At 36.4% G+C, this 21,314-nt stretch carries 18 protein-coding genes; 13 read left to right on the forward strand and 5 right to left on the reverse strand.

What is annotated here, in order from left to right:
- Positions 1-18 precede the first annotated feature (18 nt).
- Together GYV61_RS03515 and GYV61_RS03520 are read left to right on the forward strand one after the other, a co-directional pair.
- Positions 19-1,647, forward strand: coding sequence for a PTS transporter subunit EIIC (locus tag GYV61_RS03515; RefSeq protein ID WP_046324181.1), 1,629 nt, complete (start codon positions 19-21; stop codon positions 1,645-1,647).
- Positions 1,648-1,665: 18 nt separating this feature from the next.
- A complete protein-coding gene (locus GYV61_RS03520) occupies positions 1,666-2,991 on the forward strand; it encodes a family 4 glycosyl hydrolase (protein WP_174794809.1) in 1,326 nt (441 codons plus the stop codon).
- 154 nt (positions 2,992-3,145) lie between these two features.
- Here the strand turns inward: GYV61_RS03520 and GYV61_RS03525 are convergent, their stop codons facing one another.
- Positions 3,146-4,357 (reverse strand): L,D-transpeptidase family protein, encoded by a 1,212-nt coding sequence (locus GYV61_RS03525; protein WP_174794810.1) that lies wholly within the window; start codon positions 4,355-4,357, stop codon positions 3,146-3,148.
- A gap of 111 nt (positions 4,358-4,468) precedes the next feature.
- Between GYV61_RS03525 and GYV61_RS03530 the strand changes: the two genes are divergently transcribed.
- The 7 genes from GYV61_RS03530 (at position 4,469) to GYV61_RS03560 (ending at position 13,351) form a co-directional block, all read left to right on the forward strand.
- On the forward strand, positions 4,469-5,263 hold the full coding sequence (locus GYV61_RS03530; RefSeq protein ID WP_174794811.1) for a DUF4931 domain-containing protein: 795 nt from the start codon (positions 4,469-4,471) through the stop codon (positions 5,261-5,263).
- Positions 5,264-5,382: 119 nt separating this feature from the next.
- On the forward strand, positions 5,383-5,997 hold the full coding sequence (locus GYV61_RS03535; protein ID WP_174794812.1) for an ECF transporter S component: 615 nt from the start codon (positions 5,383-5,385) through the stop codon (positions 5,995-5,997).
- A gap of 174 nt (positions 5,998-6,171) precedes the next feature.
- Positions 6,172-6,921, forward strand: coding sequence for an ABC transporter ATP-binding protein (locus tag GYV61_RS03540; RefSeq protein WP_174794813.1), 750 nt, complete (start codon positions 6,172-6,174; stop codon positions 6,919-6,921).
- A gap of 11 nt (positions 6,922-6,932) precedes the next feature.
- Complete coding sequence (locus GYV61_RS03545) at positions 6,933-8,738, forward strand: FtsX-like permease family protein (protein WP_174794814.1); 1,806 nt, start codon at positions 6,933-6,935, stop codon at positions 8,736-8,738.
- A 54-nt stretch (positions 8,739-8,792) separates the two neighbouring features.
- A complete protein-coding gene (locus GYV61_RS03550) occupies positions 8,793-10,607 on the forward strand; it encodes an FtsX-like permease family protein (RefSeq protein ID WP_174794815.1) in 1,815 nt (604 codons plus the stop codon).
- A 225-nt stretch (positions 10,608-10,832) separates the two neighbouring features.
- Positions 10,833-11,681, forward strand: a complete 849-nt coding sequence (locus tag GYV61_RS03555) for a helix-turn-helix domain-containing protein (RefSeq protein WP_174794816.1) — start codon at positions 10,833-10,835, stop codon at positions 11,679-11,681.
- Between the two features lie 197 nt (positions 11,682-11,878).
- Positions 11,879-13,351, forward strand: coding sequence for a hypothetical protein (locus tag GYV61_RS03560; RefSeq protein ID WP_174794817.1), 1,473 nt, complete (start codon positions 11,879-11,881; stop codon positions 13,349-13,351).
- A gap of 84 nt (positions 13,352-13,435) precedes the next feature.
- On the opposite strand, the gene GYV61_RS03565 is transcribed toward GYV61_RS03560, so the two are convergent.
- The 3 genes from GYV61_RS03565 to pplA all read right to left on the reverse strand — a co-directional run bounded on the left by GYV61_RS03565 (position 13,436) and on the right by pplA (position 16,567).
- Entirely contained in the window at positions 13,436-14,449 is a 1,014-nt protein-coding gene (locus GYV61_RS03565; RefSeq protein WP_174794818.1) for a UbiA family prenyltransferase, read from the reverse strand.
- A 45-nt stretch (positions 14,450-14,494) separates the two neighbouring features.
- Positions 14,495-15,580, reverse strand: a complete 1,086-nt coding sequence (locus tag GYV61_RS03570; RefSeq protein ID WP_174794819.1) for an FAD:protein FMN transferase — start codon at positions 15,578-15,580, stop codon at positions 14,495-14,497.
- Positions 15,581-15,649: 69 nt separating this feature from the next.
- Complete coding sequence (gene pplA / locus GYV61_RS03575; RefSeq protein ID WP_174794820.1) at positions 15,650-16,567, reverse strand: extracellular electron transfer flavoprotein PplA; 918 nt, start codon at positions 16,565-16,567, stop codon at positions 15,650-15,652.
- Between the two features lie 244 nt (positions 16,568-16,811).
- Here pplA and GYV61_RS03580 point away from each other — a divergent pair, with 244 nt between their 5' ends.
- From GYV61_RS03580 to GYV61_RS03595, 4 genes are all read left to right on the forward strand, one after another.
- Positions 16,812-18,707, forward strand: coding sequence for an FAD-dependent oxidoreductase (locus GYV61_RS03580; RefSeq protein WP_174794821.1), 1,896 nt, complete (start codon positions 16,812-16,814; stop codon positions 18,705-18,707).
- Positions 18,708-18,780: 73 nt separating this feature from the next.
- On the forward strand, positions 18,781-19,158 hold the full coding sequence (locus tag GYV61_RS03585; RefSeq protein WP_110445503.1) for a NusG domain II-containing protein: 378 nt from the start codon (positions 18,781-18,783) through the stop codon (positions 19,156-19,158).
- Positions 19,159-19,169: 11 nt separating this feature from the next.
- Positions 19,170-19,715 (forward strand): Gx transporter family protein, encoded by a 546-nt coding sequence (locus tag GYV61_RS03590; protein WP_174794822.1) that lies wholly within the window; start codon positions 19,170-19,172, stop codon positions 19,713-19,715.
- A 1-nt stretch (position 19,716) separates the two neighbouring features.
- Positions 19,717-20,676 (forward strand): polyprenyl synthetase family protein, encoded by a 960-nt coding sequence (locus tag GYV61_RS03595; RefSeq protein WP_174794823.1) that lies wholly within the window; start codon positions 19,717-19,719, stop codon positions 20,674-20,676.
- 124 nt (positions 20,677-20,800) lie between these two features.
- Here the strand turns inward: GYV61_RS03595 and GYV61_RS03600 are convergent, their stop codons facing one another.
- On the reverse strand, positions 20,801-21,115 hold the full coding sequence (locus GYV61_RS03600) for a hypothetical protein (protein WP_174794824.1): 315 nt from the start codon (positions 21,113-21,115) through the stop codon (positions 20,801-20,803).
- Positions 21,116-21,314 lie beyond the last annotated feature (199 nt).

Here is a 21,314-nt window from a genome sequence, read left to right on the forward strand (position 1 = left end):
TGTAAAGGAGGCAAAATTATGAAGGGTAAATTTATGAAGTCCGCGAATGTTTTTTCACGGGCAATAATTCAACCCGTTATGTTTATGGCCGTAACTGGTATTATCTTATCAGTCTGTGCCATTTTGAAGCTAGACTTAATGCCGACCATTTTGAAAGATACTGGTAATTTTATTTACAATATCCTATCAAGCGGTATGATCGGGCAATTAAGTTGTATTTTCTGTGTAGGTATAGCTACAGCTTTGGCTAAGCCTAAATATAAAACTGATGCCGCAATTTTAGGTATCGTTACTTATTTAATCTTTTTGTTCGCCAACAATTCATGGTTGCAATTAACCCACCGTTTGGCTAAGCCAAATTCTCAGGGACTCTTTGGTACTGGGCAAAACATGGTTTTCGGTATCCAAGTCACTGATATGGGAGTTTTCCTTGGAATTATTTTAGGAATCCTAGTGGGCTGGATGGTAAATAAATGGGGGAATATTAAGCTCCATAAATATTTATCACCATATGCAGGAACAAAATCCGTTTACATTATTTTAGTATTTGTAACTATTCTGTTTGCAATTGCTATTACTTATGTTTGGCCTGCAGTTAACTGGGTTATTGAAAATATTGTTAAGGTAATGTCAACTACGGGCTCCATTGGGTTCTTCTTCTATGGCTTTTTAAACCGTATGCTTTTACCTGTTGGACTGCACCACTTCTTATGGATGCCTTTGTTCTACACTCCTTTAGGTGGTACTGCCAGAATTGCCGGCAAGCTATACACTGGTGCGTTTAATATTTGGTTAGCTGAGTTAGGCAACCCTAGTCATATTACTGCAATGCACCAATCTATTGGTTATCTGTCTAATTTTGGTTCAATTTCGTTACCTATCGGTATTGCTTTTGCTTTCTGGAAGATGTCAGAACCAAAGAATAGGCAAAAAGTTGCGGCTATTTTAATTCCAACTGTTACTACTGCCTTTTTAGCAGGTGTTACTGAGCCTTTGGAATTTATGTTCCTGTTCTTATCACCATTACTATGGCTAGCTCACTCAGTTGTTTACGGAATTAGTCTATTTTTGACAAATATAGTTGGTATCGATATTCAGTTTGATACCGGTATTAATATGATTATTAACAGTTTTGCCTTTCCGGCAAGGCTAGGACACCAGTATCTCATCCCAATAATGTTTGTCGTCACCGGTTTACTTGAATATTTTGTCTTCGTCTTTATGATCAAACGCTTCAACATTCCAACTATTGGACGTGCTAACGCTGACGAGACACTCCTTAATGGTGCAGAAAGTGAAGATGAATCTGTCGAGCAGGCAGAAGAAAAACTTGCTCAAACTGACAGTGCTACAGAATCTGCAGACACTGCAAAATTTGATAATCAAACTAAAAATATTGTAGCTGGTCTAGGTGGTCCAGAAAACATCGATGAAATGATTAATTGTTATACTCGACTTCGCGTTGACGTTAAAGATACAAACAAATTAGATATGGATCTGTTAAAACACAAGACAGGTACTAAAGGCGTAATGCAAGATGGTAATAATATCCAAATAGTATTTGGAGTTGATGTAGAAAGTATTCATGATAAAGTTGATGAATATCTTGATTATCTGAAAAAACACCCATCAGAAAGTGGAAAGTAATTTAGGAGGATTATTGAAATGGCAAATAAATTTGTAATCATTGGTGGCGGATCAACCCAATCACCAAGTATCTTGGAGGTTTTACGTCAACGTTCTGCTGACTTAGATATGAACCAGCTAGTTCTTTATGATATTGATGAAGAAAGAGTGTCTCTTTTAGGGCAGTACACCAAAATGTATTATAAAGAAACAGGTTCACCGGTTCATGTTTCTTACACGACTAACTTGGAAGAAGCTCTACAAGATGCAAACTTTTTATTCATGCAAATTCGTCCAGGTCTGAACAAACAACGGGCTATTGATGAAAAAATTTGTATTCGCAATGGCGTTATTGGTCAGGAAACTTGTGGACTTGGCGGCTTTTCCTTTGCAATGAGGGTAATACCAGATATTATCGCTATTATTAAGAAGGTTAAGCAAATTTGTCCTGATGCATGGATTTTAAATTACACTAATCCAGAAGCAATTTTGTCAGAGGCAATTTACCGAGAATTTCCTGAAGCAAAGGTAATTTGTATCTGTGACATGCCAATTTCAATTGAAGGTGCAATTGCACAATACTTCCATAAAGATTTAAAAGATATTACCTTCAAATACTTTGGCATGAACCACTTCGGCTGGTGGACATCAATGATTGATGAGAACGGTCAGGACTTATTGCCACAACTGCGTGAGGACGTCCAGTCTGGCAAGATTGATACCCTTGCTCAATGGAATGACGAAACTCTTGATGACCAGTATTGGATTGATACATACAAGCGCATGATTACCATTTTCAAGCGTTTTCCTGAATATTTCCCTAACTGCTACTTGCAGTACTATTTGATGCCTGATGTAATGATGGCTGAATCTGATGTTAACTTCACACGTGGTGACTGGGTAATGCAGGGACGTGAAAAGAGAATCTTCACAGAATGTCGGCGCGTTTTAAAAGCCGGCACAGCTAAAGGCTCTTCACTTAATTCTGGCGTTCACGGCAACTACATCGTTGATATTGCTAACGCAATTATCCATAATACCCGCGAACGTTTCACCGTTAACCAAAAGAACAATGGTGCCATATCTAATTTTGATCCAGATGCCGTAGTGGAAGTTCCAGCATATATTGGCAGCATGGGTGCAGAAACCATTAGCATTGGTAAGATCCCAACTTTTCATAAAGGTCTAATGGAACTGCAAAAAGCTTACGAAAAACGGACAGTTGACGCAGCGTTATCTGGCTCATATCAAGTTGCCTTAGAAGCAGTTGTCCTTAATAAGACCATACCAGATTACCATGTAGGTAAAAAGGTTTTGGATGAGTTATATAAGGCTAATAAACAATATTGGCCGGAATTGCACTAATGTCGTTGCACTAAAAATATCATTACTAAAAAGATTAGCCTTAACTGCAGTTATTGCTAGTCTTTTTTGTGAGCAATAAATTTTATAGAAAAAAGACTAACTTTGAAGTAAAAGTTAGTCTTTTAGCATACTATTTAACTTATTTGATTAAAATTTAGTCATATACAATAACCGGCTCATGCTTACTTACATTGTGCCAGACTTGTTTAATTTCCCTAGGCTTAATATTAACGCAGCCGTGTGAGCCGCCTCTTAAATAAGCTTTTTTACTCCAGTCACCGCGCCAGCCAGCATCGTGAAAACCGCAACCAGTCAAGGTAAACGGCATCCAGTAACTGACAGGTGAAGCGTATTTGGAGCCATCATTGTTGCGTCCACGCAGTACCGCATGGCGTTGCTTATAGTGAATATACCAGACTCCTTGAGGAGTGCGGTTATTTTTATTACCATCCTTTGTCCCAGTAACAACATCGTTAAGGTGAACAACCACCTTGCCTTTGCGCACAATCCACATTTCCTGCTTTTGCAGAGAAACTACAATATAGTCATCACCTATGCCATGATTATTTAAGCCGTAGCCTAAACCATAAGTGCTGTAGCCAAGACCATAAATATAATTTTTGCCGTCCAGATTTTTAGTTCCATTCAAAAATGCCTGCTCAACAGCTGTTTGTGCTCTTTTGACATGCACGCCCCAGCCATAGCTTTGGTTTTTAACACTAATTTTCTTTCCTGCAACTTTATTGCCTTTTGGAACCGCAAAACTATAGCTTTGATGAATTGTTGAAACATCCTGGTCAATTTTATTAAGCTTTGCCGTTAAGTTTTCGCTGTTAAGAAAAGTGTACTTACCTTTTCTATAAATTGCCTGGTTAATTAATTTTTGTGCTTTGAGTTTATAAACTTTGCCTGCAACATGGTAATTAACTACGGCGTTGCTCATCGTTTGCATTTTTTTGTTAGCGGCATCCAGATCAGTATTGCGGTATTCATAGCTTTGCTTATTGGGCATAGTTGTATGTTGCTTTTTAAAATAAGCGGCAACTTCCCGCTTTTTAATAGTCTTGCTGCTAGGGTCACATTCAAGTGCAACTTTACCATTTTCCAGGGAAACCATGTTGTTCGCTTTCCGATTAATTTTGGCAGTTGCTTTATTAATTGTTAAGTTTCCAACTTCTACGCCATAAATGTTAACATTAGGGTTAAAATGATTTGTAGCGAATGCTTTAGCCTGCTTTTGCGCTTCGACGTGATTGTTATATAACACCACGCCAAATACAACTGCTAAAATCAGAACTATTCCGATAATAATTAAAAGCAAGTTATTGCGGTTATTGTATTTTTTTAAATTTCTTTTTGATTGCATAAGTTCTACCACCGTTGGAATTTTCAAAAAATAATTGCGGTTACAGTTTACCATCTATTGCGGCCCTAGTAAAATGCAAGATATAAGAATGTTTTTGGGAGGGATTGCTCAATGGAAAATGACCCATTAGTGTTTGACGTTAACATAGCTAAAGAAAAGCCTAATTCTTATCATAAAGTTAAAAATAATTCTGGCTGTCCCTTTTGTGATGTGGCGGGTTTGACCCATATCTTAAAAAAACAGGGTGGGATGATTTGGCTTGATAATAAATACCATACGTTACGTGATACGGTTCAGACTGTTTTGATTGAGTCCAATAAGCATCAAGGAGATATTACCACTTATTCGCTTGATTATAATCGTTCTTTGATGCGTTTTTCATTATCATGCTTTAAGCAGATGAATGATTCACACAAGTTCAGATCGGTTTTATGGTATAAAAATTATGGCGAAAATTCTGGTGGCTCTCTTGCACACCCCCACATGCAAATAGTGGGTCTGGAAAAGTTGGATGGTTATAAATATATTCAACCCAATAATTTTGAGGGCATAAGTCTTTTTAATAAAGATGGGGTTGAGGTTAACGTGAGCACACATCCAATTCAGGGCTACATTGAACTTGATTTTAATCTTCTTAATGAAAACAGTATTGATGAGTGGTCGGACTGGATTCAAAGCGGAGCAAAGTATATGCTAAAAGTTTTATCAAAAGGGCGTAATAACTCCTATAACTTGTTTTTCTATCCGCGCTTTGATCGGGGTATTTGTGCTAAATTGATCTTGCGTTATACGGCATCACCGTATTTTGTCGGTTATAAGCTCTCACAGGTAGATAACCGAGAGAAACTGCTCACTGAAGCCGAAAACTTTAAGCATTTCTTTGAATATGGATCAGTTTTAGAATAGAAATTCTTATGGTTTTAGAGCGTTAAATATTATTAAAACTAATCCATAACGGAGAAATTATTTGCGACTAATAAGATCAAGCAATATAATAGCAAGGTGTTTTTTTAAGGAGGATGAAAATGCACAGAAAAGAAACAAAAAACCTGGCTATTACTGCTATATTTGTCGCAATCTTTTTATTGCAAACTCTCATACCCAATATTGGTTACATTCGCATACTACCAACTTTGCCTGCTGTAACGACTATTCCGTTGACTGTTGCCGTTTATTCTTTGCTTATGGGGCCAATTGCTGGGACTTTCTTTGGCATTTTCTGGGGCATTGCCCGCATGGTGCAGGCATATACTCAGCCTGGCGATATTGTCAGCCTGATGCTTTTCCAGAACTTTCTAATTGCCGTAGTTCCCAGCGTCCTAGCAGGCTTTTTCCCAGGAATGATTGGAAAATTCACGGCTAAAAAGAAAAGCAGTGTTAAAGAAATAAGCTACACGATTGCAGGCGCAGTGACTTCTTTAACTAACACTGCTTTTGTAATACTATTAACCAGTCTGGTTTTCATGGGTAATTCCGCTAAATTACTAGGACATTTAGGCAGTTTTAGTCAAGGTACACCTTTAATTACAGCTTTAATAGTTGCTCTCGGCTTGAATGGACTTGTGGAAGCAGTATTTACAGCTATTGTGACACCAATTATTGTTACTCCACTCGACAAAGTTTTACGTAGATTGGGTTAAAAATGATATTTTTAATAAAAAGTTAACATTTTATGCTAGCCACTATTATTAGGAAAATAACATTGATATAAGTCTTTCAATTTCTGAAAGGCTTATTTTTTATTGACATTCTTGTTTTCTTTCATTAGTGTATTAGATAAATAGTACAGAAGTATTACAACGAGGACTTTACAAATGACTGAAATTTTACGAGTAGATCAAGTTACTAAAACATACGGCAAGCGGGGCGAAAAGCAATACCAGGCTTTAAAAGGAGTTAATTTTGCAGTTAATTCGGGTGAATTTGTAGCCATTATGGGAGCTTCGGGTTCTGGTAAAACAACTTTGCTTAATATTTTGTCAACTTTAGACAAGCCAACAACTGGTAATGTTTTTATTAATCACCAAGACAACAGTACTTTAAACGCTAATCAGTTGGCGGATTTTAGAAGTAAGCAAATTGGCTTTATTTTTCAGGATTTTAATCTCTTGGAGAATTTAACTAATCGTGAAAACATTGCCTTGCCTTTAAGTTTAAGGGGCATCTCTCCCAGGAAAATCGATCCCTTAGTTGATAAAATTGCAACTAGGTTAGGGATTAAAGAGATATTGCCCAAGTATCCTGCTGAGGTATCCGGTGGGCAAAAGCAAAGGGTAGCAGCAGCTAGGGCCTTAGTGCATGAACCGGCAATCCTACTTGCAGACGAGCCGACGGGGGCCTTGGATTCTAAAAGTGCCCGTGAATTGCTCTTTACTATGGCAGATTTGAATCAAAACGATGATATTACTACTCTCATGGTTACCCATGACCCGTTTGCTGCCAGCTTTGCCAGTCGCATTTTATTTATTAAAGATGGCAAGATTGGCGAGCAAATGTTAAAAAAGGGGCAGTCCAGACAAGAATTTTACCATCTACTAATTGATCACTTAGACACTGATGAATAAGGAGAACAAAAATGATTTGGAAGTTGTCCTTAACTGGAATCAAAAGTCGTTTTAAAGATTACGCGGTTTTGTTTTCCGGCTTGGTTGTTGCCAGCATGATTTTTTACATGTTCCTCACAATCACTATTAATCCCACTTTTATTAAAAATGATATTGCAGCACCAAGTAATTATGTTCGGTTCACCTTTGGCTTTGGTATTGTCTTGCTGGTAATTATTACTGCTATTTATCTGGTTTATGCTAATTCTTTTTTATTGAGCATGCGCAAACACGATTATGGCATGTACATGATGCTGGGAGCTAAAAGCACTAAAATCGGTGCACTAATTTTTTTGGAAACTCTGATAACTGGTATTTTGGCCACAATAGTGGGTATTCTGCTAGGCTTTGGTCTGACTGCCATTGTATCTCAGCTCCTGATTTCGCGCTTGGATTTGACCGTGAAGCATTTTGCTGTTGTTTTGCCTAATGCTGTTATCTGGACAATCATTTTCTTCATTTTGATTTTCTTATTTGGCGCTTTAAAAAATGTCCGCAAATTAACTAGAACACCGGTAATTGAACTATTGCGCGATGATCAAAAGCCGGTCGCATACAAGCGTCAGCCAGTCTTGCACTGGATTCAAGGAACGCTGGGACTAGTGCTTTTAGCTGCAGGCTACTTTATTTTGGGTCTTCCCGGTGGCGCTATTTTATTCATTATTCCAGCAGCACTGGTAACGATAGTTGCCGGCTCATATTTCACATTTAATGCTTTTTTCAGTGCGCTGATTGGGTTCTTACTTAACCGCAGAAGCTTTTCTTATCATGGCATTCGGATTTTTACCTTAGGCCAATTGAAGTTTCGGCTGCATGATTATACGCGGATTTTAACCGTGGTTTCACTGCTTTTTGCCTTGGCGCTTGGAGCTATCACTGTGGGACTTAATTTCAGTACCCTCAGTGAGCAGCTTAAAGGCAATTTCTATTATGACACTACTATTATCAGTGACTCACCCAAAGTCACGCAGGCTGAAAATAAACTGACCATCACCCGTCAGCAAACTTTTCATTATAAGGAACAAGGCAAGTATTTATACTTTAATCGCAGTGAATTTACTAATAATCCAGTTAAAAACGTTAAGTTTTATATGAAAAATGGCCAGCCTGCCTACAAGACGATCGACTTGCCTATTAAAAAATTAGATGTGCCAGCAACATACGCTAACAACGCTTTTGGCGCTATGGTTCCTAATGGTATCGCTAAAATTATTCGCTTGGTTTCACCTGAAAAATGGGCGGCAAAAACGGGCCGAAAGAAGTTTGTCAGCTTCGTAAATGTGAAAAACTTTGATCAAGATTACTCTACTATCTTGAAATTGCAAAAACAGCAATTAAAAGAAAATCCCGCTTATGCGGATATTTATACCTCCAGTAAGGCTGGCAGTTACCAGTTAATCAAGAATTTCAGCAGCGGTTTTGAATTTATGGGCTTCTTTTTAGGTTTTGCCTTCCTAACCATGCTGGCTTCAACCTTAATGTTCAAGGTTTTAAGTGGAGCAGCTAGTGACAAGGTGCGTTACCAAATGCTATTTGAGATTGGCACAAGGGTGAAAATATTGCGCCAATCCATTAGAAATGAGATAGGGGTTCTGTTTCTTTTGCCCGGTGTGTTGGGCGTGATCGATGTTCTCTTTGGCTTAAGATTATTTAAACTACTCTTACCGCACCCCTACCAGAACTTGTGGATTCCTTTTACGATTTTTATCGTGCTTTATCTCATTTATTACTTATTAACGGTGAAATTATATGAAAAAATCGTGCTCGCACATGAATAAAATTGGCGCAGGAATTAATACAAGTTTGTTTTTAGTAAAAGAAAAGGAGCAGTAATGATTTGGAAACTGTCCGTGACGGGAATTAAGAATAGGCTAAAAGATTATCTAGTATTGTTTTCCGGCTTGATTGTTGCCAGCATGATTTTCTACATGTTTTTATCAATTGCTACTAACCCTGTGTTTATTAGTAAAGATATTTATGGCAGAGAAGCATACCTGAATTATATTTTTACCTTTGGTATTATTCTGCTTGTGATCATTACCTCGGTTTATCTTGTTTATGCTAATTCATTTTTGCTGAGCATGCGTAAACATGATTATGGTATGTATATGATGCTTGGGGCCAAAAGCACCCGTATTGGCTTACTCATTTTTTGTGAAACTCTGTTAACTGGTTTCTTGGCTGTTTTGCTTGGAATAATATTGGGTCTAGGTCTGACAACAGTAATTACCAAAGTACTGGTAGGTAAGTTAGGACTGGAAATTACTCACTATAAGGCAATATTGCCGAGCGCCATAATAGGAACATTGATTTTCTTTGTTATTATCTTTCTCTTGGGTGCACTGGGCAATATGCACAAGCTTACTCGTACCCCTGTAATCGACCTGTTACATGAAGATCAAACTCCAATTAATCTAAATCATCATCCAGTTTTACGGGGAATTGAAGCGGTTTGCGGTGTACTTTTGCTAGCGGTCGGTTACTATGTAATGACTTTACCTACTAACTATATTTATCTTCTTATTCCCACCGCGTTAGTAACAATTATTGTCGGTTCTTTCTTTGTCTTTAATGGCGTCTTCACGGCTATTATTAACTTTCTACTTAATAAAAAATCTTTTTCATATCGTGGTATTAATGAATTTACTCTGGGTCAATTGAAATTTCGTTTGCAAAGTTACACCAAGGTATTAACTACGATTTCAATCCTTTTTGCCTTGGCTCTTGGTGCAATTACCGTGGGACTTAATTTTGGTTCCATGAAAGATGAAGCGCAAAAAGGGATTTATTATGATGCTACAATTATCAGTCAAACGCCAGCAGTTAAAAAAGCAGAAGCCAAGTTAACTATTACTAATAAGCAAACATATCATTACAAAGAAAAGGGGATGCATCTCTACTTTAACCGAGCGGAATTTAACAAGCAGCCGCTGAAAGAAGTAGCAGTTTATTTTCATGACAGTCAAAACAATTCCCCCACTTATAAAGTAAAAACGCTGGCTACTGCTAAACTGGATAAACCGCAAACTACGGAAAATAGTATTTTCAGTCAGATGGTGCCTAATGGTCTTCCTAAGAAGATACATCTAGTTTCACCAAAAAGGTGGCAGAGTATTGGTGGTCAGAAAAAATTTGTCAGCTACATTAACGTCAAAGACTTTGTCCACGATTTTCCGGTGATCAATCAAATTCAAAAGCAGCAATTGAGGGAAAATCGTAACTACAAAGATACTTACCTTAATTCAAAGCCATACTATTATAGCAATGTGCTCGGCTTTACTAGTGCGTTTGAATTTATGGGCTTTTTCTTAGGATTAGCTTTTTTGACCATGCTGGCTTCTACTTTGATGTTTAAAGTTTTGAGTGGTGCTGCCAGTGACAAGGTTCGCTACCAGATGTTGCATGAAATTGGTGCTAGGCCACGATTATTGCGTAGTTCAATCAGAAAAGAAATTGGTACTTTGTTTACTATGCCTGCCATTTTAGGTATAGTCGATGTTTTTTGTGGGTTACAACTGTTTCGTTCGTTGCTGAAGTCACCTTACCATAATATTTGGATTCCATTTACTATTTTTATTGTTCTCTATTTAGGCTATTATTTGTTAACAGTTACTCTATATGAAAAAATTGTACTTACAAAAAAATAATTATAAAAAGACTGGATTTTGAAGTTCATCCTAAAATTGGACTAGTATCTCCTAAAGCTGTAGAAATTTATGCAACATTTCGCGACAAAAAATAAGCAAAGTCGATTGGACTGTTGCTTATTTTTTAACTTTCTTCATAACTTAACGATATGTTTAGCATATTTTGGCTATAATGAGAAAGAGTGGAATGTCATATTTGATAGCTTAAAATTAGGAGAAATAAAAATGACAATTGGGGAGCTGCTAAAAAATTATCGGATAAGTCAAAGAAAAACACAGAAGCAGTGGGCAAAAGATATAATAAGTCCTTCATTCTATGCGAAAGTAGAGAAAAACTTAAACCGAATTTCTGCAGAAGATTTAATAGACTTGTTACATTCTAACCAAATTTCACTAATTGATTTTTTTGGTAAATTGAATCAAAGTGATAAAACTCTCCATCAACAAAAATTGGAAATAAGTAGAATGGCAAATGAAGCATATTATCGAAACTCTAAAAAAGGATTACAGCAATTACGAGATATGGTAGTAGAGAGTAGTTTACCGGATAAAGATGATGAAATACTTATTATTAATATTTATATTGCAATAATTGATAAAGATATTACACATTTGGATAGAAATGCTATAAATAAAATGAAAGAAAAAGTTTTTAATATTGCGAATTTTGATGAAGATGGTTTGATTTTATATTGTAACTTCATGAGCTTTTATAATTTGAATAGCAACTTGGTGCTATCTAAAAGGTTAGTAAAGCAGTTTATTGGATCCAGCAGTGTCAAAATACAAAAAGTAGTTTTGGGTATCGTTATCAACATGTTGATTTTGTGTATTCAAGACGAAAAATTTGAAGAAACAGAAACTTTTATTAATTATGCAAATCAAATTAAAGCACAGCCAGATATATTCTTTTATAAAGAAGTAATACCCGTATTTGATAATGTAGTTAAATATCATTATGAACATGATAAGAAATATATAGATACGGCGACGAAAATAATTGACAGTATTAAATTAGCTGGTATGTCTGAATACGGTAAAGATTTAGAAAAACTTTTAATTGCAAATAAATAAACTTAAAAAGATTTTATTTGATTGTGCTAAGTCCCCAAAGTTGCATAATTTTGGGGTTTCTTTTCAATAAATAAAAACAAAAAGTTAAGAAACGTTCAAAATATTGGCTAGCTCATTTTAAAGTTGGTAGCGCTAACTATAATTAATTCAAAAGGTGGTCTACTTGAAGGAGCTAACCAGAAAGTTTGGTGATCTTGGTGCAAAGATTAAAGAACATGCGAATTGGACTTGTAGAACTTTGTGCGACCCTCATTATTAGTAGTCTGATGATCATAGCTGGTATTATTTTGGGCTTGGATCTAGCATCCTTAATTATTAAGTTGTTTAGCGGTTTGATAAAACCAGATATGCCGAATTTTAACGTCATTATTAGTTTTTTGCGGATAAATTCAGGCATGCAAGTCGTTATGTTACTGGTGGTTCTAATAATTGTTGGCGGTATTGTAGTAACTTTGAGGATAACCAGATCCACTTTAAGCAGTTTAGCTGAAAAAGAAGATGCACCTGCAATTTTTCAAAAACATTCAGGGCTAAAAATAATTGAAGTGGTTTTAGGGTTAATGGCAGTAGTTGCAGGCTACTTTATGTTAAATCTACCTAGCCATAGCTTGGTTAACACTGTATTGCCAGCATTTGTCACAATTGTATCAGGTACTTATTTGCTTTGCCACTCGTTATTAAGCTTGGTGCCTGAAAGTTGGTTTGCCAAAATCAAATTAACTAAGGGAAAAACGCAGCTGGAGCTTCACCATTATGCCAGCGTTTTTACTATCATTTCACTACTCTTCGCTTTGACTATGGGCGCTCTCGCTTTAAGTCATGACTTTAATGCTTTTCCCCAAGTTATTAAAAGGGGCATATATTATGATGGGGTAATTGTCAGCAATACCGCTAATATTAAAAACGATGTTGCTCAACTAAAAATTAAGAAGCAGCAAACTTACCATTATAAAGAAACAAAAGGGCACTTTTATTTTGTTCGTAATGAACTGGCAGATAATCCAATTAAGTATGTCAAAAATATCGGCAGAAGCAATTTTCAAGTCAAAGCTATCAAGTTAGACCAATTGAATAAAAATTCTTTAGCAGGTGAAAGTTTCCGCGAACTCGTTCCTAATAGCAGTCAAAAAGATAAAACAATTGCACTTTGTTCAACTGCAGAATTAAATAAGGTTAAAGGTAAAACTAAATATCTGACTTTGGTGCAGCTAAACAGTTTCGATAGAGATTGGCCATTTCTACTAAAAATTGAACATAAACGGGCTCAAAGTAGTGCCGTCTATAGTCGTCTCTATAGCAACTCTAAGGCGGCTACTTATCAGCTGATATTGGGGATGAGTAAAGAAATGAAGATCTTGGGCTATTCAGTGGCATTTGTGTTTGGCGTAAGTCTGATTACTGTTTTAATGATAGTAGTAAAAGCTGCTAAAAGAGAACAGAAGTTAGCGAATGAGAGGCTGGCTCAAAGAACATGGCAGAGCAAAACAGGACTTTTGTTCTTTGTTCCTGCAACATTTGGTGTCTTTGATGTTTTGTTTGGCTTAAAATTTTTTGATCAGATTTTGCCAACAGCATATTATAAAGTTTGGCTACCAATAGTATTGATGTTACTAGTTTATTTTGTTATTTATCTGCTAACAGTTCGGAGATATCACAATGCTGAATTTTAAAAAATTTAGACATAAAGATGACCCCCAAATTTGTCCTAAATTTGGGGGTCATATCATCCTGAGCGTGCTTTTTATTGTGTTTATTTAATGAAAGATAATGCCTAAAATTAGTCCGCAGACTTGCATTAATTGAAACCAAAACAAGTTTTGCGGTGCTAAATCAAAAGTTGTGGGTACTCTGTGCTTGACGTTATCTTCATCAACCCAAAAAGCCATATCCTTGGTCTGCTTCTGCCTGAATGCCTGCACGTTTTTATAGAGCTTCGGCAAAGTTACAAAAATTAATAGTTGCCAAATGGGTAAAAGACGGAATATGACGCTGATAGCAACTATAGCAAATGGGGCCAGAGTTAAAAAGCTGAATAAGTTTAAGGAATTCTGAACTCCAATGTATGAAGGTAGGGTGTGACGGCCATTAGCCAAGTCCTGCTTCAAATCGCAGGTATTGTCCGCCAGCATTGTCGCCGCGTTAAAGAATGCTTGCGGTAAAGCTACCCAAAAAATTAATAATAGATTGGCTAAGTTGCCTCCGACATTAAATTGCGGCCAATCAAAATTTAAATAGGCTAATTGACTTACTGGTGAATTGATATAAACAGCTAAAAACATAATTCCCAGCCCTTCAAATAAACCAGCAAGAATTTCTCCCAATGGTACCCTGGAGAAAGGCACTGGACCGTATGTGTAAAATACAGCTACAAAAAGTCCGGGGGCACCGATTAGTAAAATAAAGAGATTAGTTCGGACAGTTAGCCAAATGCCTAAGACCGCTGCAATTAAAAGCAGGCTAAGCATAACTGCCATTGCAGTTGCTGGCGATAAATTGCGCTTACCGATTAAATTGTGTTCTTTTTGATAATCTTTGCTTTTAGCCAGACGATAGTCTTGAACGTTATTAAAACCAGTAACAAATAAGGCAATCGCGCCTTGAGCAACTAGGTATATTAAAGAATTTTGCCAATTAAAAGTATGAAAATAAAAATAAGCAAACAGTATTCCTAATAAATACGGCATTAAGCTGTTTAACTTGGTATTAAGCCGCACCAGTTCAAAAAAATCAGTTATTGTGAAATGACTGTACTTCGTTTTAGCTTCCATTGAATTTTCCTTTCAGAACATCATTTAACAGAGAAAAGTTAATTACTAGTTTTTAAGCTTTGCAAGTCGGTAACCATTACCTGAAAACAATTTGAATTTGTTTTTTAAACCGGAAGTAATATATACTTTTTTCTTTTTGGTGATAAATATTGCTTCTACGCCAGGTTTATGTTCCACATAGTCGTAGCCTTTTTTCAAACCGCGATTAAATACAGCAGTTGAAAGGCCATCGCCAGTGGTTGAACGCTTGGCAATAATTGTGACACTTAACAAGTTGTTTTGACAAGGATAACCCGTTTTAGGATTCATTAAGTGGCTATAAACTTTATTACCGACTTTGAGGTATCGTTCATAAATACCTGATGTTACTGCAGTTGCATTCTTTTGCGGTAAAGAGCCGATGGCATCACCACGCGCAGCGCTGGGATCCTGAATACCTACCGTCCAGTTACTGTTATTCGTAGGAGAATTGCCCATAACATAAACGTTTCCGCCTAAATCAATAATCGCGCTGGTCACACCATTTTTTTGTAAAACTTTCATGACTTCATCAGAAATAAATCCTTTGGCCATGCCACCTAAATCGAGCATCATTTTCTTTTTCTTAAGAAAAACAGTTTGTTTCTGATCATCAAAAATCACATTATGATAATTAACCAGCGGCAGCCGCTTTTTGATGGTGCTTGGCTTAGGTTTATGAGCATCAGGAAAGCCAATCCGCCATAAACTGGTAATTGGTCCGATTGTTAAATCAAAGGTTCCAGCAGAAATTTTGCTGTAATAGTATGCATCTTTACACATACGATAAATGGTGGGAGTGACTTTTACCGGTTTAATTCCGGCATATTTGTTAATTTTGTCTATTTCACTGCCTTTTTGATTAACGGTGGTTTCAGTGGCTAATTGTTTAATTCTTTTAAAGCCTGCTTTTAAAGCTTTCTGTTGGTGTTTATTGTAAATTTTAATGGTGCAAACTGTTCCCATTAGAAATTGAGTATCTGAAGTAGGGGTAGTGGTAACAGCGGTTTTGGCCGGTGCTGTGTCTTTACTCTGAGTTGAGCAAGCTGTCAGGCTGAAGCTTGTAATTAGTAATGCAAGTAGCAGCAAAAACTTGTTTGTTTGCTTCTTCATATAATTTATTTCTCCTAATAAAAAAGAGCGGCTAAATGTCACTCTTTTTGTGATTAACTAATTATCTTTTTATTCCTGGTAAACGATATTGTCAACCTTGATAGTTCCGCTTTTACCTTTTTGAGCGGCATTAATTAGTTGTTCAGCGTAAGCAATAAATGAATGAGAAGATTCTGTTGCTCCTGAAACAGCTTGTACTTTTTCAGTATTTCCTTTAGCTTTGATGAATTCCTTTTGTAATTTTGGAATGTATTCTTTAGGACCAACTTTGTTAACCTTCTTCATTTGCTTTTCATAAGCAGCATTCTTGGTCTTGGAAACGCCCTTTTTATTAACTTGGTCGTAAGTAAAGTCACTGATTTTACCGTTTTTAACTACCATAGTTAAAACTTGGCGATAACCGTGACTATAGTTCTTTTCAGCCAGTTTATACGTACCATCTTTCATCTTCTTATTGTTATTGATGTGAATGGTAGCTGTATCACCTTTTTGTGCAGCCTGAGTCAACTGGTTAACATAGTTCTTTAAAGTATTACTGGAACTAGTGGCTCCAGTAACAACTTGAATAGCGCTCGAATTAGCACCACTTGCGGCAAATGATTTTTGTAATTTTGGAATGTATTCTTTAGGGCCAATCTTTGCTTGAGAATACTTCTTCATTTGTGCTTCGTATTTAGCATCCTTAGCCTTGGACTTGCCGCTCTTGTCTACATTATCGTAACTGGTATCAGTAACTTTACCATTTTTAACGGTCATAGATACTTTAACACGATAGCCGTTGAAATAGTTGTCTTCTACTAATTTGTAAACACCGTCTTGCAGTTTACCACCGGCAATCTGCTTAGGAGCTTTCTTTTTCTCAACTTTGCTTACCTTTGGCTTAGAATCGCTTGAAGAACTTTTCTTAGCTGTTGTTGAACAAGCACTTAATAAAAGTGTAGAGAGTGCCAGAATGGCAGTACTATATATTAAATTATTCTTTTTCATAATATCTCCCTCAGTAATAATAAAAGATTATAACATTGTGTACGTGTTCACTTACTATAATTATAAGATAGAGCTCTACTTTGTGCAACTACAAAATATGAAAGCGGAAACTTATAATTATAGCAATTAAATCGTATAAGTAAAATATTACGAACATAGTTTGTGAAAGTGACCACTTTACCATAGTCCAAAACACTAGTATAATATAATATAACTAGTATATTCGCATTAAGGAGTGTTAAAAGTGGCTGAAACAAATATTGTAGTTATTGGCGGCGGCTATGGTGGTCTGTATACGACTAAGCACCTTGCCAAGAAATTAAAAAAGCGGCATGATATCAAAATCACGCTGATTGATAAAAATCCTTATATGACTATGATGACTTCACTTCATGAAGTTGCGGCTAACAGGGTAGAAGCCAAAAGTTTGAAATATGATCTGCAACGTTTATTTTCGCGGAGAAAAAATGTTGATGTTGTAACTGACAATATTACCAAAATTGATCAATCTGCCAAAAAAGTTATTGGCGATAACGGCAGTTATCCCTACGATTATGTCATATTAGCTATTGGTTCGCAGCCTAATGACTTTAATACTCCTGGTGTTAAAGAAAACGGCTTTGTTTTAGGCAATCTGGACGATGCAGAGCAATTACGTGACCACATTGATATGATGGTTCATTTAGGTTCTAAAGAACGCGATCCCGAAAAGCGGGCACAGTATCTTAACTTTGTCGTTGTTGGTACCGGGTTTACTGGCACTGAAATGGCCGGAGAATTAAATTCTTGGCGTGGTGATTTAGCTAAAAAATATAACCTGCAAAAAGATGATATCAAGATAACCATGATGGAAATGGCACCAACGGTTATGAATATGCTTGATCGCTCTGATGCTGATAAGGCAGAAAAATATCTCTTAAAACAAGGTGTAGAAATTAAAGTCAATACTGGCGTTGTTGGTGTTCATGAAAATTATATTGATCTTAAAGATGGTTCAACATATCCGACCAGAACTTTAATTTGGACTGCTGGTGTTAAAGCTGTTGATACTGCTAAAAACTTTGGTTTTGAGACTGGCAGAGCCGGCAGAATTATAGTTAATGAATATTCCCAAATTCCAACCGATCCCCATGTTTACGTCATAGGAGACGTTGCTCTTTATGATGCTAACGGCAGCGGCCGCGGTGAACCACAAGTGGTTCAAGGGGCTGAATCTGCTGGTAAGTGTGCTCTAAGAAATATTTTGAGTCAGATTAACGGCGGTGAACCCGTTAAGTTTAAAGGCACCTATTCAGGATTTATGGTTTCTTTAGGGCCTGCTTGGGGTGTGGCCTCTCTTGTTAATACTTTTCATCTGAGCGGCTTTTTCGCCATCTTAATGAAAGACATAGTGGATATGATTTACTTTATGGAAATCTATTCTGGTCATTATCTCTTTCATTATATTATGGATGAATGGTTCAGAATTAAGCGCCCAACTTTATGGCGCGGTAATCTTAACCGGTATGGCAATGTCTTATGGACTGTACCTTTGAGAATTTACTTAGGCTTAATGTGGTTAGTAGACTGCTGGTATAAAGTTCAAGGCAGTGGTTCTTGGTTTACCAACAAATTGCAACTGCATTTTCCATGGCTTGTGCAAGCTGCAACCAGTGGCGCTTCACAGAAAGCTGCCGCTACTACAGCAGCAAGTGGCAAGGCAGCGACTTCTGCTGCTCCTGCACTATTTTCCCTAAACTATGACTATGGTCACTCACCAATGGCTGTTTTTGATAAAATGCCAAACTGGGTACAATCAATGACTAAAGTCATGATTCCTAACAAGGATGCGGCATTAGTTGCTCAAAAGACAATGACGTGTTTGGAAATTGCATTAGGAATTATGCTGGTTTTAGGATTATGCACCTGGTTTGCCGGTGGCATGAGCGCAATTTTTGTAGCTATTTTCTGTTTATCAGGAATGAACTATTGGGTAAATGTTTGGATGATATTTGCGGCAATAGCAGTTATGAACGGCTCTGGTAGAGCATTTGGTCTGGACATGTGGTTTGTTCCATGGCTAGAAAAGAAGCTTACTAAGCTGAGATATGGTGTCTTGAAGCCAATTTATCATGTCGATAAAAACGGGGTAAAGAACTAACAATGGTAACTCTAAAAAGTCCTATGGTTTTATCTGTAAGACTTTTTTAGTTTTATTGTTAGTGAGGTAATACATGAAAATTTTAAAGAAGCTTAAACTTGGTGATTTTTTAATTATAGTAGTTTTATTAATCATTAGTTTTACTCCTTTTTATATGTTGCACAATCAGGAAAAAGCTGACGATCAAATTATAGGAATCGTCAAAATTAATAATCGTGAAGTGAAAAGACTCTCTTTAGCTAAAGATCAGAAATGGCGTTATCAAAAAAATGGTAAAATTAATATTGTACAAATAAAAAAGCACAAGATTCGGGTAATTGATGCCAATTGTAAGGATCAAGTATGTGTTAAAGAAGGCTGGAAAAGCGAAAGCGGGGATACAATAGTCTGTCTGCCACATAAATTTTTAATTGAGCTAAAAAATAAAAATCAAATTGACGATAATAAATAGATTTAAATATTATGACTGAAACAAATAATTATTTACGCACATATGTGTTTACAGGAATTCTATGCTCACAAGGAATTATTCTTAGTGTTGTTGAGCAAATGTTTCCTTCGCCCTTTTTCTTTGCACCTGGTGCCAGGCTTGGTTTAACTAATATTATAACGATGATCGCATTAATGATTTTACCTTTTAATAATTGTATTTTACTGACATTTTTGCGCCTGGTGCTAACTGCTCTGATGACAGGAGGTACTGGTACCTTTTTATTCGCTGCAGCAGGGTCATTTTTAAGTCTGTTTTTAATGAAATTGTTTTTACCGCTGGTTCCCAGATTTATCAGCATAATGGGGGTATCAATTCTTGGCGGCGTATGTCATAATTTTGGTCAATTATTAATTGCAGTGCTGCTAGCACATAGTAAATATATTTTATTGTATTTGCCTTTATTGACAGTATTCGGAATTCTTTCTGGAACAATAGTTGGTCTTGTCAGCAGCTACTTATTGCATTATGTTGATGCATTGAGTTTTATCAAAGGAATAATTAATAAAGGTAATTAACATGTCAAGGCTAGAAAAAGAGTTACAGCAAGTCCAAAATACAATTCAAAAAAATATCCGGACGCCAAAAGGTAAACTGGGAGAAGCAGTCAGATATGCGTTTTCTAAGCCTGGCAAGCAATTACGTCCTAGTTTTGTTTTATTATTTGGAGAAATGGGTGAAAGCAAGAGGGAACAGAAATTAATTAATATTGCCGGTTCGATTGAAATACTGCACAATGCCACTCTAATTCATGACGATATCATTGATAATTCAAATGTTAGAAGGGGCAGAGCATCGGTTCAAGCCAAATACGGTAAAACTATAGCACTATATGCTGGAGACTTCTTATTTGCTTTGTCATTACAGCTGCTAAGTGAAAACACTTCAAAGATAACAAATCTGCGTGCAAACGGCAGCACTATGCAAAAAATACTTGCAGGTGAAACCACTCAGTTTGGTAATGAATATGATATTACAATTACGGAAGAAGAATATCTTGAACAAATTCGGGGCAAAACGGCTAGTTTATTTGGTTATGCCTGCTATATTGGTGCTCTAGAAGGTGGACTTAGTAAAAGACTGGCCAGAAGTGCTCAGCAAGTAGGTGTGCTATTTGGTCAGGCATTTCAACTGCGGGATGATATATTAGATTACACCGCTTCTACTGCTGAATTAAAAAAGCCGGTATTATCAGATGTGGTTAACGGTGTTTATACTGGTCCCCTGATTTTTGCACTGAAAAAAGATTCTTCTGGTAAATTGAGGGATTTAGTTAAGAAGGGTAAGAAACTGAATTCTGCTCAATTGGAGCAAATTGACCTTCTGGTGAGTGAATTGGGTGGAATTAGGCATGCACAAGATTTAGCAAATGACTTTACAAATAGCGCATTGGCGCTACTTGAGAAAAACTTTGCCGAGTATCCTGGATATGAAAAGGTCGCTGATATTGTCCGTAAAATGCTTACCAGAAATTGTTAATTATAAAAAAAGAGGTTGACTTAATGTTTGCTATGACCTCCAAATTAGGAGTCAAAACAGTTCAACCTCTTTTATTTTGATGAAAATATTTAAAAGTTAGCTAAATTAATTGTTAATTTTAGATCTATGCCTTTTTAGGTTTACGAGTGAAACCAAATATGACTTGTAAAATCACCAGAGCGCAGTAAGCCATCAGCATATATACCAAAAGACTAATGTCTGCCCTAGTAGAAGCAAACCAGTACCACTGATTTCCTTCAGTACTATAGATTAAATCAGCCAGACCTATTAAAGCTAAAATCAAAACATTAATAATTGCAAAAATCCATAAGTTGCCATTTTCATGTTTAGCAACATATATAATCGACCAGGCTGCTGACCATATTCCCCAAAGACCGGTAGCAGCAATTATAATCCAGTAAAAAACCGTAGCAAACATATTTATGCCTCCTCAATAATTCTATTTTACCATAAAGCTCATAAAATCACATGTTTATTTGGCACTATTTATGATGGTGGGGAATCAACGAATTTTTCTAAGAATAAATTTAATAGAAGAATCTTAAAGCTTTGCTAAAAATAATTGTAAATTTATCTTGACATGCTAATGTTCTTTTTTTATAATTCTAAGTATTAAA

Origin of the sequence: Lactobacillus melliventris, assembly GCF_013346935.1 — a bacterium.
GTDB lineage: Bacteria > Bacillota > Bacilli > Lactobacillales > Lactobacillaceae > Lactobacillus.